Below are 16237 nucleotides of genomic sequence, written 5' to 3'. Positions count from 1 at the left end.
TGCTTTAAATAAGGATAAAGCAAGAAGTAATAAATTTTTAAGCACTATGAAAAATATATACCATACACCATTTTAATTCCAGTGAATTTGTTTGTATAGCAGGTTTTATTAAACAAATTTGTGAACATTAGACGAACGCGTTTTTCTAATGTTCTCATTTTTATTTTGAAATCCTGTTATGTCAGGCTTTATTAATTCCAGTCACGAAAAAAAATCCACGCACCGTTTTTAGGTTACATGGATTCAATTCTTAAACTTTATTTTTCATATTAGGAATATTCACTGTAAAAACAGCTCCGCCATCAGGATGATTATCCGCACTGATTTCACCGTGATGCTTCTCTACAATAGCTTTTGCGATAAATAACCCCAAACCGGAATGACCATCCGCACTATTCCGTGCTTTATCCTCCCGGAAGAACTTCTTAAACAGCTGTGCTTTATTTTCCTTTAAAAACCCTGGGCCGCTATCCGCAATCACCAGCTTTAATTCCGCTTCTGTTATATACGTATCCCAGGTAATAACACCCTGATCCGGCGTATATCGTAAACTGTTCGTTAATATATTATCCAGCATTTGATTTATTCGAAATGGGTCTAAATAAAATAAACTGCGATTCTCCTCTGGATAATACACAGATGCTTCCAGCTGGATACGCTGTGTATCACATAACTGTCTATACTCCTTGATTTTAGCTTGAATAAGCGCCTCCACATCTGTCAGTTCTGCTTCTAAATAAAATTCTGTATTCTCGTAGCTTGAAACTTCATTTAACTCTTTAATTAAACGAATCGATCGCTGACAATTAAATACAATCGTTTCAATATACTGTGTAGACCGTTTGGTAAGCTCCTGATTGCTTTCTAAAATTCCTTCTGCATGTCCTTGGATAATCGTCAACGGCGTTTTCAAGTCATGCGCAACGGCTGCAACCATCTCTCTTCTTTCCTCTTCCAATCCCCATTGTTTTTCAAGCGCTTCTTTTAATGCTATCTTCATCTTATCAAAAGCCGCCACCAGCTGATGCAGTTCTTTGATATTACTGTTATTATGCATCGTAAAATCCAAATCCTGGTTTTCTATTTTTCTGGCACCGATAATAATCTCATTAAACGGTTCTTCCATCCGTTTCGCCCATCGTTTGCCAATCATATACGTAAATAAGTAAATATAAACAAACGGAACAAGTAAGAAAAAAATAAATAGGCTAAGCAGTGTCGGCTGCGATTCGGCATTTACCATAAGGAAGGATAACTCATATCGAAAACCAATCACCCCTTGAAAATGCTGCCCATTCTCTATAATCGGATAATAAATGATTATTTTGTCTCCATCGTAAATGTTATTGTTCAGTTCCGTTAATACATCCTCCCTCGATGTAATATACTGATCTTCCATACTGCCATATTGCATCACACCGTCAGCATTAACGATTTGATAGTCGATTCCTTCTAAAGGTATCCGCTCTTCTAACACCGTTTGAAAATCCGGATTCATTACACCCTCTTGTGCATTCACAAATTCAACAAGCTCCGGTATCTGGCTTTCATAATAATTAGCAGGATTCAACGCTTTATTCTGATAGATCATATTAAATAGGAGAAATCCAATTACCCAAGTAAGTATTGTTGCCAAAATACTAAGTAGCATAATACGATAGAAATGACGGCTTAATTGTTTCCTTAAAGGCTGCATCAGACTAGCCTTCCCATTTGTACCCAACACCCCATACCGTTGTTATATAAGGGGTAATCGGATCATATTTTTGAATTTTTGCACGTATTTTCTTAATATGCTCTGTAATGGTAGTAGAATCGCCGAAAGAATCTATCCCCCAAACCTGCTCATAAATCTGTTCCTTGGTAAAAACCTGATTAGGGTGCATTACAAAAAACGTGATGATTTCAAATTCCCGATGCGTGAAGGGAATCTTTTCATCCTGATAAAAGACTTCATATGCAGAGGTATCAATCACAAGGTTTTTCGCATGCACTCGATGATAAGCCTTATAAGCATTTCTTTGCTCCCGGCGTAAATGCGCATAAATTCTTGTTTTTAATTCTTTTAAGCTGAACGGCTTTTCAATATAATCATCTCCGCCTACGATCAGTCCTTTAATCCGGTCATGCTCTGTATTCTTGGCACTGACAAAAAGAATCGGACAAGAGACATGCTGCCTTATTTCTTCACAAAGCTGATAGCCGTCCATGCCTGGCATCATAATATCCAGAACAATTAAATCCGGCTGTTCCGAGAGCTGGCGCAAGGCTTCTTCCCCATGATAAGCAACCAGAACCTGATACCCTTCATCCTCCAAAGAATCTCTCATAAAGGTCACGATATCTTTCTCATCATCTACCAGCATAATTTTACTTTTCACTTTTATCACCCTATCCAGTCTCGCTTTTTCCAAATTCCTATATTTAGTATATAGCTTCCCAAAATGAGAAACAATATGATAGAAAACATCATGAGTTTCTGTCCTGCCAGCAGTATAAATATCGTATCCGCTATCGATAAGAAGAATACCATATAATCAGAAACATAGATGCTGCCCACCAGAAAACCGATGGTTCCAATATAAGCTAAAATCATATTCGGCAAAATAATACTGATCACACTCCCGACCATCATTGCTGAAAATAAAATAACAAAGGCAATCAAATAATACAAAATGATATAGCCATATGCTGCCAGTGGCTGAAGCATCTCCGTATCTAAAAAAGAAGTCTCTGTTACATGCGGAAATGCCATGTTTCCATAGATGATTCCTGCCGTCATCGTAATCAGTAACAGCAGAAAAACAATACCGGATAAAGCCATTATTTTCGCCAGGAATAGCTTCCCTCTTTGAACAGGTCTTAAGAGCACCATCCGGTACGCTCCAGATGTATATTCTCCATTAAAACTATCCACAACAAGCATGGGAATCAAAATAAATAGGATAAATAAACCTAACTCTCTTAATAAAAATGGCGCTGTATTTAAAGAGTTTAGTGCCACTTCTTCTTCGGGACTGTAAAAAGCAATCCCGCCAACTCCTGAAAGAAATAAGCATTGCAGCCCAATCAGCAGCAAATAAATACCAATGCCAATCCACGTCTTTTTCCTTTTAAAAATTCGTTCTGTCTCACTTCGTAATATATTTTTCAAGATAACCCCCACCTAGATAAAAGAATTTTTTCTTCTGCAAATAAGATAAAGTAAACTGACCAGAGGAACCATGTAGATAAAAAGGATTAGCAGATTCCAAGACAACCATTCTTTGTTCTCTGAAAGCATGATCGTCAATCCTTCCCATTGAATCATCGGTATCGATGTAAAAAATAGCAGCATATACGTACTTTCATTTATTAACTCCTGAAAAAAGTTCAAAATTTGCGGATAAGTAAAGGATAATAATAAAAATCCTACCCCAGCACCAATAGCTGTTGTCGTTGTCCGGCTAATGATAGCTAATAAGAAAAACACGGTAATCATGACAATCATCGTCAAAAAACCCAAACCGTAAAAGGCGGCATTATACCTTATTCCCTCTGCGACACTGACAGGAGAAGAATAATAAAATTGCATATATTCATCCGGTTTTTCAAAAAAGAATAACCCGATTACATGACTGCAGATAAAATAAAGAACAAAGAAAAGGAACATGGCTCCAATGATAACCATATATTTAGCTGTCATCACCTTGCTGAAGGAATAGGAACGAATCAGAACCATCCGCAGTTGTCCAGACTGGTATTCTTCAGTAACGGATAAACTGATAAGCAGTAAAACCACCCCTTGAAAAGCAGTAAAGAGCATTTCCGATAAGCCCAGCACTGGAAAATTCCAGGCTACTGTATACTGCGCAACATCCGGAGTAAGCGATGCATTCTGCGTACTTAAATAGCTAGCTGCCGCAACTAAAAGAAGCGGAATACTCAAAAATGCGAGCCAGGTTGTTTTTCGTTTCCATAATCGATTCCACTCACTGCTTAGAATATATTTCATCGGGAAACCAGCTCCACGAAGGCATCTTCTAACTGCTGTCCTTCCCTTGCTAAATCTGCCATTGGTCCAGACCACAGCACTATTCCTTCTCTGATAACAACTAACTGGTCACAAATTCGCTGAATCTCATCCAGTAAATGGCTGGAAATAAGAATCGTCATCCCAAATTCTTCATTCATTCTTAAAATCAACTCTCTTAACTCACGGATTCCCATAGGATCCAGTCCATTTGCCGGTTCATCCAAAACCAATAAAGAAGGGTCTCCTAATAAGGCTTGCGCAATTCCCAGCCGCTGCTTCATCCCCAGTGAATACGTCCGTACCTTGTCTTCAGCTCTATCTTTCAGTTGAACGATTTGCAGCACGTCATCTACCTTCTTTTCCCGAGTTTGTTTTGTTAACTGCGGATGAAGCAAAGCTAAATTATATAAATTCTCCTTCCCTGTCATATAAGGAAAGAAAATGGGATTTTCGATGATTGCCCCGATCTGAGAAAGCCCGGCCTGCCGATGTTTGATAATACTGTTGCCTTGAATAAAAATATCTCCCTCATTCGGATAGATCAATCCTGTCAGGACTCTCAGCAAAGTTGTTTTTCCAGCTCCATTTGGCCCAAGTAAGCCGCAGATTTCTCCTTTCTTCACATGAAATGTAATAGCTTGCAGTAAATCTCTTCGTTTCACTTTTTTCGTTATATTTTGTACAGAAACTATATTTTCCTTCATTCATATCATCCTCCTATCTAATAGGTTAAATGCTAAAAATAAAGGAATTATAAAGAAATATAATTAATAAAGAAGCGCAAATACCACTATCTGATATTTGCGCTTCTTTATTCTCTCTACTCTTTACCCAATAACATTCCCTGCTCTCCGATGCTTTACCACCGTGACGATACCGGCAATAAGATAACCAATACTGCCTAAGATTCCAATAATTCCTAGAACTAACGTCAAAAGAACACTTAATCCTCCTAGCACAATCAGCAGAATCCCTGTAAGCTTGACTCTTATTTTTTTCGCTAAAAAAACGGCAGCGACAATGCCTAACAAGGCATAGATAATAGAAATAATAATCACAAAGGTTATGATGCTGCTAAAAATTTCTATCTGTTCTTCCAGTGTTATTCCTCCAAGATCATCTCCAGCTGCTTGCAGATTTTCCTCAATATATTCCCGGAATTCCCCGTCAGATTCTATGTTGCCAAGCATACTGTAGGAATTCATTGCCAAAAGAGCATATGATAGAATAGCAATGATAACAAATACAATACTGACATTATATTTTACTTCTCCAGTTCTCAAAAATGGCACCCCCTGTTTACACATTTTTTAAATTATGTAAGTTTCTTTTTGATTCCTTCCTCTATATTAAATCATATACAGGAGGTTTGAAAAGAATGTAGCGATATATATGTTTTTTTCTTTCTTTTCGAAAATCCGATATAAAATGAAAAACCTTATACGAAAGAACCTGCGAATGAGCCGATTCTTTCCATATAAGGCTTTCCTCTTTTATTGAATTATTTTTAGTTTGCTTCTAAATCCTCAATCGAATCAATATCCATATATTCTGGAACAACAAGACCGATTTTAGCTCCTTCTAAATTAGGTCCTAAATCTTCAAAGTTGTCCTGATTCGCTTCATAGAATTCACTATGTGTTAATGGTAACCAGGCAGCTAAAGTAGCATCGACATCGCCAGAGGCAACCGATTCAAAAACAACTGCTACATCTACCTCCGTTACAGTCACTTCAAAACCATGCTGTTCCATTGCCGCTTTTACGACGTTGGAAGAAGCACGCTCTGAATCCCATGGTGTAGACGCAAGCTCTATTTCAGCACCGTTTCCGTCATTGACTCCTTCTGCCCATGCATCTACTCTGTCTTGATTATCCTCTACCCATTGTACCGCTACATCTTCAATATCTTCACCAGTTTCTTCTGCTTCATACATAATTTCTTCCATATCCTCTACTTCCCATTCAAACTGGTCAATAAATTGATAGGCATCTGGATTATCGTCTTCCAATCCAAGTCTTGCTAAAGAATTAAGCGTTTCTTCTCCCCCATAAATTTCTTGAGGATCTTCCAGGTACTTCATATCTGGATAAAGCGCAAACATCCAATGCGGATTCCAGCCTGTAATAACGATTGGTTCTTCATTCTCAATAGCTGTTCCTAATTCAGACATCATTGCTCCGGTAGATGACAGCTCTACGTCCCATCCATCTAAATTCTCATATTCTTCTAGAGCATTTTCCGTAGCTACAGAAATCCCGGCTCCGGGTTCAATACCAATAATCGTATGATCTACTGCTTCACTGTAATTCGTTTCGCCGTCCTCTCCAGTAGATTCATCATCAGAGCCTCCACATGCCGCAAGTAAGAATACAGCTAAAATAGAAAGAATAAATCCAAGTCCTTTTACTTTCTTCATCATAACCATTGCTCCCCTTTCTAAAGTATGTAAAATAAGCCTATATCCTCTTTTAAAAGGAATTTTTTCATGACAAATTACATTCTACCTTTCTATCACAGCTCCTTCAAATGGCGTAAGCCGGCAAATAAACGGATAAATCAGCAAATAGTTGAATCTTTTTTACCTCATCATACAAAAGCATAAGTTTAATGCTTATTTCTTATGTTTGAGCATCTTTATTTAATTAACAAATGATTCAGACTATTAATATCTTAAAAAGCGTACCGCTTATTTCTTAAAATCGCTTAGAAACTTCAGCATACATCAAGCCTCTGGACGAAAGTCTTCGTTACACTTATGCAGATTGGCAAGCATTATTCTCTCCTATATACCAAAAAACAGCAGTCACCTGCTGTTTTTTACAATTTTATTTATCTAATCAAATTGCTGCTTCTTATACCAGCTTATAAACACTGCTCCTACTGCTGCCATCCAAATCACAGGCACAGCTAAATAAGAAAGAAAGGGTTCATTGTAATAGATTTGATCAATCCCATAATGAATATGATAATTTGGAAAGATGGCCAGCCAGGGCATCGCTTCCCGGCTGCTATTCATCAAAAGACCTTCCAAGAAAAAATAGAATATCATGATTGGCGATCCATAAAGACTGACTTCAATGGTGTTCTTTGTTTTTATGCCTAAGAACGTACCAGTAATTAACATCATTATCACAATAGGCAAAACAAGTATAAATAGCTGTAAATGAAATAGCAGATGATTCCCGTAAAGTACAAAGAAAAGAAGCAATATTAGTACTGTTGTCGTAAATGTTACCATCATTTTTGAAAGAAGAATTTCTTTTAGGGAGAAACCAGCCTGCTTCAAACGCCGGATGGTTCCTTGCTCCTTTTCTTCCACGACTAAATTTCCTTGCATCAGCAATGTCAGCATCCCAAAAACAAATGCAAACACAAACGAAATCGGAATTTCCTCGTGTGGGAGCAAGGCAAACAACGAAATCAAAATAGCACCTGTAATCAGGTTAAAGAGCACTTGCCCATTCCAGCGCAAATCACAAATGTCCTTATAAAGCAATGCTTTGAAGCGATACAAATGTCCCGTTTTTTCATTTTTCATCATAAATGGATCAACTCTTTCAGCTTACTATAGTTTCCTTTTGATAATGGAATGGTGCTTTTTGATGGATTATCCAGACTGAGACTGTAGCTGTTTTTGCTCCAAATAATAATTTCCCGTACCCGCTGCAGGTTAACTAGATAGGATCGGTGACAGCGAAAAAATCCCAAAGGCTGCAGCCGGTCCTCTAAACTTTTTATCGTATTGGACGAGGCAAATTCCTCATTATTCACAAAAAGATATGTCTGCCCATCACGAGCCTCTATATAATCAATTTCAAGCGGATTAAAAAGAATGATTTTATCCTCGATTTTTGCACTAATCTTATCCAATTGTACCTGCATACTTGTTATTTCTTCCTCTGGTTCTTCTTCCGCCGTATTTTCAGCATCTTCTATATCCTGTTCCAGCTGCTGGACGCCCCGTTCGGAATATCGATAAACAGCGCTTCCAAGTCGAATGGCTTCTTCCAAGGTCGGCGTAAACAATACTACTGCTGCACCTTTATCCGCTAAATGAAGCAGCAGATTATGAAGTACATGCTTGGATTGAAGGTCCAATCCAAGGGAAGGATCTTCAAAAATATATACTTCTGCCCGCTGGATCAATGCGGAAGCAAATAGCAACCGCTGCTGTTCGGATAATGTCAGCTGTTTTGTTTTCTTCATTGTACAATGCTGCAATTCACATAGGTTTAAAACGAATTCTAAATCTGCCTGATGCCGATATAATTTGCACCAAAATAGAAGCATCTGCTTCACGTTTAATCGTTTATATAAACCGTCCGTCTGCTGAAACAGATAGACATTTTGAAATCCGTCTTCCGGCAAGGTAATCGCTTCTTTTTTGATATGCTCCGGATGATTTAACAGAGCAAACAGGCGTCCAATATATTCATTTTCACACTGAACAGCAATGATGTCCCCTTTTTGGACAGTCAGGCTCAAATCCGGCAGCATAACTGTATTTTGTTCAATTTTTCTTAGCTTGTTAAAAGACATTACCATCCAAACGTCTCCTTTGTTCAATTCGTTATCTTAGTTTCAATATTATAGGAAACATCCTCATTTAACCATTATTTTTAATACTTGCTCGAATCTCCATTTGAGCTTAAAGAGGCTAACAAAAACGAAAGAGCAACAATCAGAGCAATGCTGATAAAGCCGGCAGGAATAAACCACCCGGGAGCTTCATACTTTGGCAAGGCGGGAATAGCCTGTGACAAAGGCTCATAGATAACCAGAAATGGAATAACTGCAAACAAAATCATCAGTACAGCTACACCTGCCTGTTTTATTTTTTTCATCATGTATCTTCTCCTTTTTAAAATTTGAAATAGATGAAGGAATATCTTAATATTTCAGTTTCTACTTACATTCAACGGTTTCCTCCGCTTTAACTTTAAGAAAATGGATTCAGGTTAGGAAGGTATTCCAAAAGATTGACACCATAATGAAAAGCTGCCCCCAATGCAACCGACCATACTCCTATACCAATTGTCTGCCAAATACTCACATAAGACTTTTTCGCTCCTGACGCAATAGAAATTGCAGCACACACATGAAAACAAATAATCGGGCCAGCAAAGGATAAACCAGCAACTCCATATTTATTGAATATGTTTTGCGCACGGTTTTTCCGCTTACTTTCTTTATTTTTCTTTCCAGCTATTTTCTTCCGCAAACCAGAAATAAGCCAAATAAACACCATGACAGACAACCAATTACCAACTGCACCAATCAGGACAACTTGAATACTTGGAAATCCAAAGACAATCCCGATTGGAATCGCTACATAGGATTCAAAAAAAGGCACAATAGAAATTAAAAACACACTTACATACTGCACCCATGTATCTGCCTCAATTAGCTTAATTAATAGATCTTGAAAAAACTCCATAAAAAATTCACTCCTTATTTGCTTAGTGACTCAAGCATATGGGAGAAAAAGCGCTGCTGCACCAGATTCCGGATGAAGAGAGGGAAAATAGCATGGAATGGAAGCTGGATTATGCTGAATGGTACTTGTTTTTTTATGAAAGGCAGCTATCGTATAAATTTATAAAAGATAAACAGAATGAATGGGGATAAATGAGAGGCGGACAAACCTGAATATTATTTTATATGGTTAAAGTGACATATCTTTATAACACGAAGCAGGATTCCAATATTTTTCTTTATTCTTTTACTATACTTGAGAATAACTTGGAATTTATATTCCCCTCTCCTTACCAAAAAAGGAACCTCCTAAAAGAGATTCCTTCCTGATTTTTATGAATGCAGAAATCGCATCCCCCTGCTAAACGCAGTAGGCACAATAGACATATGGTTCTCTCCTTCTGATGCAAAAAAAGCTGTTTTTAAATCTTTATTGCGCTCAGAAAGTTTTTCATACATGGCAAGACCGTTTGCATACATTTGCTTGTTTTCAACTTGCTCTGCAGCAATAAACAGTCCCTTGACATGTTTATCATTGATATTTGTTTCATATGATAGAATTGCCTGCTTATTCCACCATATGGAAGGACTGCAAGCGAAATAATGGCTGAAAAGGCGGGAACGCTGAAATAATGTATATAAAACAAATAAACCTCCAAGTGAATGTCCAAAGATTGTTTGCTTCTGCTGATTTGTTTTATATTTTTTATTTATAAACGGGATTAATTCCGCTTCTAGAAAATCCATAAATTCCTCTGCTCCGCCATGTTCCTGCCAAGAATATCCGTCTGGCCTTGCTGGCAGCTCAACCTCTGCAGCTGGAGGGGTAAAATCATATACCCGGTTAGAATGAAACGGCTCCCCTCCCTCATATTCGATACTAACTAACAGCATCGGCTCGATCCCTGTTTTCTCGAATCGCCTGCTTTGCAGCTTTATCATTTCACTGAAAAGCGTGCCATAAGCATTTCCATCCAAAATATATAACACGGAAAATCCGTTGTCTGGAACCGGCTGCTCCGGGATGAAAACATTTATAATATAAGGGTGATGCTTTCCAGAAAACTGAAATCTTTTGTTGCGATACATGGAATGACTACCTCCTGTGATGAGTTAGAAAAGCTTTCTTATTGAAGAAATCCTTCTTCAAAAATGTCTAGTAAATATTCCAGTGTTGCCGGGTCGCTGTAGCTTGCCTCTTGTGTATCAATTTCGATTACCTGATTATTTTCTACTGCCGGAATGGACTGCCATGTTTCACTTTTTGTAAATTCATTCTCTCCGCCCATACTGCTTAGAATAATAAAATCTCCAGCATATTCTGGCAGGGTCTCCTGCGATAAGTTGTAATAACCGTCAGCAAGTGCATCCTCTTGTACTTTTTCAGGCATCTCCAGCTCCATCGTCTGATATAATATTTCGGTCCCGCGTGCCCAATTATCTCCAAAGACGGCGAAATTTTTAGAATCTGTTTCAAATACAGATACGGTAACATCTTCCCCGTGCTTTTCCTTTATCTTGTCACCGACTGCTTTCGCACGTTTAGTGAAGTCATCCACCCATTCCTGTGCTTCTTCCTCTTTATTTAGAAGCTTACCAATCTCTATTTGCTGCTCCAGATAATCCAGCTTTCCCCATGTATAAATAACAGTCGGAGCAATCTTTTCTAACTCATCCAGATTCTCCATATGTGATCCGGCGATAATTAAATCCGGTTCCAGCGCCAAAATACCTTCTGGATCATTTTCCGAAACTATTTCTATATCTGCCATATCTTCTTCAAAAAGCGGACTCGCTTTTGTCCATTCATCGACCCCTACTAAATTTCCGTCTAAAGCGAAAACATTTGGTCCATTTGACAGGGCAACAATTCGCTGCGGTTCAGCAGGTATTTCAACCGGCCCTGTTTCTGATTCATACGTAACGGTTTCATTTGATGCTTCTTCCTTCCCGTCATTTTGTTTGCTGTTTGACTGATTGCTGCAGCCCGCAATAACAAGACAGAGTAAACATCCAAAAAGAAATAGTAATTTTTTCATTTGTTTTCCCTCATTCTATTTTTATTGTTTTAAACTATTAATCTTTCAGCCTTGCTAATAAATATAAAAAGTATGGTGCTCCAATTACAGCGACGATAATCCCTGCCGGCACTTCCGGCTGTTTAATGAAACCGCCAATCATATCTGCTGAGAGCAGCAGCAGCGCCCCCACCAAGCCTGACACTGGAATTACATACTCATGCTTGTCTCCAACCAGCTGTCTGCTGAGATGCGGAGCAATAAGCCCAATAAATCCGATCCCCCCGCTGACAGATACACTCGCTGCTGCCAGACCAACAGCGGAAGCCAGTAACACACGCCGTTCTTTTTCTAAGTTTGCTCCTAACCCAATGGATGTTTCTTCCCCTAAGTGGAGAATATTCAGAACCATTGCTTTGGAATAAACAAACGGGACCAGGATAACAAGCCACGGAAGCAATGCAAGAACAAACTGCCAATTGGAGCCCCATATACTTCCCGCAAGCCAGGTTGCCAGAAATTGATAGGTCTCTGGGTTCAACCGCAGTGTTAATACAATCATTAACGCATTGATACCGGCTGCAACTGCAATTCCTGTCAATACCAGCCGCATCGGCGAAATTCCCTCAGACCGCTTGTAAGAAAGCAAGTAGATGATAAGGGCAGCACCTGCTGCTCCAAAGAAAGCTAAAAACGGCATCAGAAAGACAGATATTGTTGTTGTTACTGCAAAGAAGGATAAAAAAAGCATAATGGTTAAACCTGCTCCAGCATTAATCCCAATAATTCCGGGATCTGCCAATGGGTTCCGAACAATCCCCTGCAGTACGGTTCCTGAGATTGCAAGACCCATTCCTACCAGCAAAGCAATAATCATACGCGGCAAGCGAAAATCAAATAAAATAAGCGCCTGCTGCTCTGTACCTTGTCCAAATAAAGTAAAAATAACCTCTGCCGGTGTTAAGTAAATGCTCCCTGTATTTAAGCTGATAAAAAATATGATAATAATCAGAAGGACTAAGGTAACACTGACCAGCCCTGCTCTTCTCGCTTTTCTGACTTGGCTATGCTGTTTGTTTTTCTGTAATGTCATACCATTCCCCCGCCCTTTCTTGCCAAGTATAAAAAGAAAGGCACGCCCAATAAGGCAATTAAGGCACCAATCGGCATTTCATGAGGAGGACTAATAATACGTGCTGTTAAATCCGCTAACACAACCAGTAACGCACCATAAATGACCGTTCCGGGAATAATCCAGCGGTAATCGTACCCAAACAGCCAGCGGGCCATATGCGGTACAATCAATCCCACAAAACTCACCGCGCCGACGACAGAAACAGCCAGACCAGCTAATACAACAATAATCAAGGCAGCAGTTAATTTAATGCGTCCAGTTTTCGTACCCAGCCCAACCGCAACTTCTTCTCCCAGACTTAATAATGTAATTGAGCGGGATATTATCACTGCAGCGATAACTGCCAGCAGCAGCCAAGGTGTAATGATTTGCAAATGGCCCCAGCTTGTACCGGAAATACCGCCTGCATACCAGAATGCTAAGTCCTGCCCAATTTCATAATAAAGCGCGATTCCTTCACTTAATGCTCCCAAAAGGGCACTGACTGCTGCACCAGCCAACACTAAACGGATTGGTGTCAGGCCATTTTTTGATAAAGAACCGATGCCATATACAATTCCAGCACCAAGGGCAGCACCGAGGAATGAAAATAAAATCATATATACATACGACAGATGCGGAAAAAATGCAAAACAGCATGCTAACATAAACACAGCACCGGCATTTAATCCAAGCAGTCCGGAATCCGCAAGCGGGTTACGTGTCATCCCCTGCATTAATGCCCCAGATACAGCAAAACAGCTGCCGACAATTGCTGCTCCAAGGATACGCGGAAAGCGTATTTCCCTGATAATTTGATGCTGCTGTAAATCCGGATCAAATTGAAATATGGCCTGCCAGACTGTTTTCAATGGCATATCCGCAGCGCCAAGAGATACAGCCAGCAGCAAAGATAATAGTAAAAGGAAGCTCCCCGCCGCTAAAATAAGCACATTCCGGACAGGCCGCACGGTTTCTCTGACTTCTTTTAAATCTTCTAGTTCATTCATTGATTAGTTACCTTTCATTGTTTACTTTTACTATTTATCATAAATGCTTAACCTGACACCTTTTGATGGCATGGTTTAGATGAAGCGCATGCCGATTCCGCCTGACATAACTGATACGATAAGCAAATCGGATTCGCACTATGCGGACACCTTGCTATATGTGCATCAATTTGAAAAACCTGCTGCAGATTACCACAGGTCATCACATCCTCTGGCGTACCGTCTGTCACAACCTCTCCATCACGCATCGCAATCATATAATGCGAGAAGCGCGAAGCATGGTTTAAATCATGTAGAACCATAATAATGGTACGACCTTCTTCTTTGTTGAGGCGCTCCAATAAGAGTAAAATGTCTAATTGATGTGCCAGATCTAAATAAGTAGTCGGTTCATCCAGCACAAGAATATCTGTCCCCTGCGCCAAGGCCATTGCAATCCAGACCCGCTGTCTCTGCCCGCCGGATAAAGCACTGATTGCCCGCTCCTGAACTTCCGCTAATCCTGTCACCTCAATTGCCCAGTCAATGTATTCGTAATCTTCCTTCCTTAGAGAACCCATCCCTTTTTTATAAGGAAACCGACCATAAGAAATTAATTCATATACGGTCAATCCGCCAGGCGCTTCGGCAGTTTGAGGCAGGATAGCCATGCGTTTTGCAATCTCTTTTGTATCGACCTTATGAATTGCCTCGCCTTCTAAAAAAACTGCACCGCTTTTCACGCTTAAAATGCGGGCAATTGTTTTGATGAGCGTTGACTTTCCACAGCCATTCGGGCCGATAATCGTTGTGATTTTATTGGCCGGGATCGAAATGCTGAGGTCTTGGATAATTAACTCATTCGCATAGCCGACATCGATTTCGTTTATTTCGATTGCTTTCATTGGTTCGCCTCCTTTTCTATGACATTTTAATTTTTTGATAATGATAATCATTATCACTGATAACGATTATCATTATTGATTAAAAAAGTAAACTTGTCAAGATAAATTTTAATACACTAATAGACTTAAATTATTTCCAAAGCATTCAAAGCTATTATTATCAGTTATTTACACTTGGATTTTATAGAAGGTTATGGATAAATATGGTAAAATTGTTATAGATTATATGTAAATTGTATTTAAATTAACGGGTTAAAAATTAGGAATGGATGAGATGGTGATGCAATATGAAAAAACATACGAAGCTTGGGAAGTCAATTTTTTGGTTAGGATTTCTATTTTTCATAACAGGGATGATGTTTAATGAAAGGATAGGTACGATAACGGACGGTCCAGAGGTCTTTTCTACTTTTTCCTTGCCATTACTTATAACAGGAATAATTATAGTCCTCATTTCTAATTTCTTTACAAACAAGAAGGCTTAGCTTTTTATTATTGGTTTCATTCCAAACAATCTATTATAAAACGAAACTTCAATCAGTGGGAGTTTTCGACGCACAAATGTTTCCGATGGGGCGAGTAACCGCAGTCCCAGGATGTGCTAGTGCAGACGTTGCGACAAATGTTTTCGGTGGGGTGAGTAATCGCAACCCCAGGACGTCGCGAATTTAGTCTGTTTCCTTAATTCTCCCACTGATTGTTAGTTGAGTGATTCAGGGAGTTAGCGTCCGTTATCTCCCGCCTAAATAAATTTATTTTTACGCTTTATTTTGAGGCGGGAGTTTTACGGACGGTTCTCCGTGATAAATTTGAGAAAACGAATTGTTCGCACCTTCAGCGATTAATTCGTTTTCTATGTATTAAATGCTCATCGTCTATACACAGGATATCTCGTCTACTGTCAGGCATCATTCATATCTTAATTATTTTTAATGGACAGGTTTCCTTGTCAATATAAAATTATGTCCACCTCTACATTGACACTTTGTCAGTCATCTGTATATACTATCCTCAAAGGAGGTATATAACATGAGAGATGTGAAATTGCCTGAAGTTCGAAAAGCAGAAATCCTGGATGCTTCGATGAAGCTGTTTACAGAAAAAGGCTATCTGCAGACAACTACACAGGATATTATCAACCAAGTAGGAATTTCACGAGGACTGCTTTATTATCACTTTAAAAATAAAGAAGAAATTCTTTATATCCTGGTTGAAAAATCTGTTAAGCCGCTTATCCTGCAGATGGAAATAATAGTTAACGATACTTCATTGACCCCAATAGAGAAGTTAAAACAGTTTTTACAAACAACGATTATTCAAGAAGATTCTGTTACAGAGGAGAAAGTCACCCTGCAGGAAACGGTTCAACTGGAAGAAAACAGATATATGATGGACCGTTTTTATCATAAATTTATTGAAAAGCTGCTCCCTTTGTTTACAAAAGTGATAGAGGAAGGAAAAGAGCAGAACGTTTTTCAAGTAGCTTACCCTTATGAGACTGCCCATTTTTTAGTAACAGGATATGTTTTTGTTTCGAATGATCTCAAGCTAAAAAAATTAGCTGTAGAAGAAATGGAAATTTACTTAGAAGCTTTTAAGGGAGTTTTAGCAAAAACGCTGGGAATTGAAGAATCGATTTTAAATTGGTAACCAATGTACCTTACTTCATTGGTTTCTTTTATCACTACGACTGACACTTTGTCAATAGGAGGGAATTT

The 16237-nt window shown here is 38.9% G+C and carries 17 protein-coding genes; 1 reads left to right on the top strand and 16 read right to left on the bottom strand.

The genetic code is table 11. From position 1 onward, the window contains the following. Nucleotides 1–250: 250 nt before the first annotated feature. From MKX55_RS07740 to MKX55_RS07665, 16 genes are all read right to left on the bottom strand, one after another. Nucleotides 251–1696, bottom strand: a complete 1446-nt coding sequence (locus MKX55_RS07740) for a HAMP domain-containing sensor histidine kinase (RefSeq protein WP_339237373.1) — start codon at nucleotides 1694–1696, stop codon at nucleotides 251–253. Between the two features lie 4 nt (nucleotides 1697–1700). After that, a complete protein-coding gene (locus MKX55_RS07735) occupies nucleotides 1701–2381 on the bottom strand; it encodes a response regulator transcription factor (RefSeq protein WP_339237370.1) in 681 nt (226 codons plus the stop codon). Between the two features lie 5 nt (nucleotides 2382–2386). Beyond that, nucleotides 2387–3154 (bottom strand): ABC transporter permease, encoded by a 768-nt coding sequence (locus MKX55_RS07730; RefSeq protein ID WP_339237367.1) that lies wholly within the window; start codon nucleotides 3152–3154, stop codon nucleotides 2387–2389. A gap of 12 nt (nucleotides 3155–3166) precedes the next feature. After that, nucleotides 3167–3994, bottom strand: a complete 828-nt coding sequence (locus MKX55_RS07725; protein WP_339237364.1) for an ABC transporter permease — start codon at nucleotides 3992–3994, stop codon at nucleotides 3167–3169. Next, entirely contained in the window at nucleotides 3991–4719 is a 729-nt protein-coding gene (locus tag MKX55_RS07720; RefSeq protein ID WP_339237361.1) for an ATP-binding cassette domain-containing protein, read from the bottom strand. The genes MKX55_RS07725 and MKX55_RS07720 overlap by 4 nt, the downstream gene beginning before the upstream one ends. Before the next feature lie 123 nt (nucleotides 4720–4842). After that, nucleotides 4843–5298: a hypothetical protein gene (locus MKX55_RS07715; protein ID WP_339237358.1), complete on the bottom strand. Its 456-nt coding sequence runs from the start codon at nucleotides 5296–5298 to the stop codon at nucleotides 4843–4845. Between the two features lie 224 nt (nucleotides 5299–5522). Next, nucleotides 5523–6437, bottom strand: a complete 915-nt coding sequence (locus MKX55_RS07710) for a glycine betaine ABC transporter substrate-binding protein (protein ID WP_339237356.1) — start codon at nucleotides 6435–6437, stop codon at nucleotides 5523–5525. Nucleotides 6438–6851: 414 nt separating this feature from the next. After that, the gene (locus MKX55_RS07705) at nucleotides 6852–7559 is read right to left on the bottom strand and encodes an ABC transporter permease (protein ID WP_339183793.1); all 708 of its coding nucleotides are present in this window, start codon (nucleotides 7557–7559) and stop codon (nucleotides 6852–6854) included. Next, complete coding sequence (locus tag MKX55_RS07700) at nucleotides 7556–8563, bottom strand: LytTR family transcriptional regulator DNA-binding domain-containing protein (protein WP_339237354.1); 1008 nt, start codon at nucleotides 8561–8563, stop codon at nucleotides 7556–7558. Before MKX55_RS07700 ends, MKX55_RS07705 begins: the two co-directional genes overlap by 4 nt. A gap of 74 nt (nucleotides 8564–8637) precedes the next feature. Continuing rightward, nucleotides 8638–8865 (bottom strand): hypothetical protein, encoded by a 228-nt coding sequence (locus MKX55_RS07695; protein WP_339183791.1) that lies wholly within the window; start codon nucleotides 8863–8865, stop codon nucleotides 8638–8640. Nucleotides 8866–8957: 92 nt separating this feature from the next. Further along, nucleotides 8958–9455, bottom strand: coding sequence for a small multi-drug export protein (locus MKX55_RS07690; RefSeq protein WP_339183790.1), 498 nt, complete (start codon nucleotides 9453–9455; stop codon nucleotides 8958–8960). A 371-nt stretch (nucleotides 9456–9826) separates the two neighbouring features. Next, nucleotides 9827–10582, bottom strand: a complete 756-nt coding sequence (locus tag MKX55_RS07685) for an alpha/beta hydrolase-fold protein (protein WP_339237352.1) — start codon at nucleotides 10580–10582, stop codon at nucleotides 9827–9829. A gap of 38 nt (nucleotides 10583–10620) precedes the next feature. After that, the gene (locus MKX55_RS07680) at nucleotides 10621–11532 is read right to left on the bottom strand and encodes an iron-hydroxamate ABC transporter substrate-binding protein (protein ID WP_339237350.1); all 912 of its coding nucleotides are present in this window, start codon (nucleotides 11530–11532) and stop codon (nucleotides 10621–10623) included. A gap of 37 nt (nucleotides 11533–11569) precedes the next feature. After that, nucleotides 11570–12604, bottom strand: coding sequence for an iron ABC transporter permease (locus MKX55_RS07675; RefSeq protein WP_339183786.1), 1035 nt, complete (start codon nucleotides 12602–12604; stop codon nucleotides 11570–11572). Then, nucleotides 12601–13635, bottom strand: a complete 1035-nt coding sequence (locus MKX55_RS07670; RefSeq protein WP_339183785.1) for an iron ABC transporter permease — start codon at nucleotides 13633–13635, stop codon at nucleotides 12601–12603. Before MKX55_RS07670 ends, MKX55_RS07675 begins: the two co-directional genes overlap by 4 nt. Before the next feature lie 47 nt (nucleotides 13636–13682). Next, nucleotides 13683–14519 (bottom strand): ABC transporter ATP-binding protein, encoded by an 837-nt coding sequence (locus tag MKX55_RS07665; RefSeq protein WP_339237348.1) that lies wholly within the window; start codon nucleotides 14517–14519, stop codon nucleotides 13683–13685. 1029 nt (nucleotides 14520–15548) lie between these two features. Here MKX55_RS07665 and MKX55_RS07660 point away from each other — a divergent pair. Beyond that, nucleotides 15549–16169: a TetR/AcrR family transcriptional regulator gene (locus tag MKX55_RS07660; protein WP_339237344.1), complete on the top strand. Its 621-nt coding sequence runs from the start codon at nucleotides 15549–15551 to the stop codon at nucleotides 16167–16169. Nucleotides 16170–16237: the final 68 nt, after the last annotated feature.

It is taken from the genome of Oceanobacillus sp. FSL W7-1281, from assembly GCF_037969835.1.
Lineage (GTDB): Bacteria > Bacillota > Bacilli > Bacillales > Amphibacillaceae > Oceanobacillus > Oceanobacillus oncorhynchi.
Note: the sequence above shows the minus strand (reverse complement) of the source record. Positions and strands in the feature narration are given on the sequence as shown.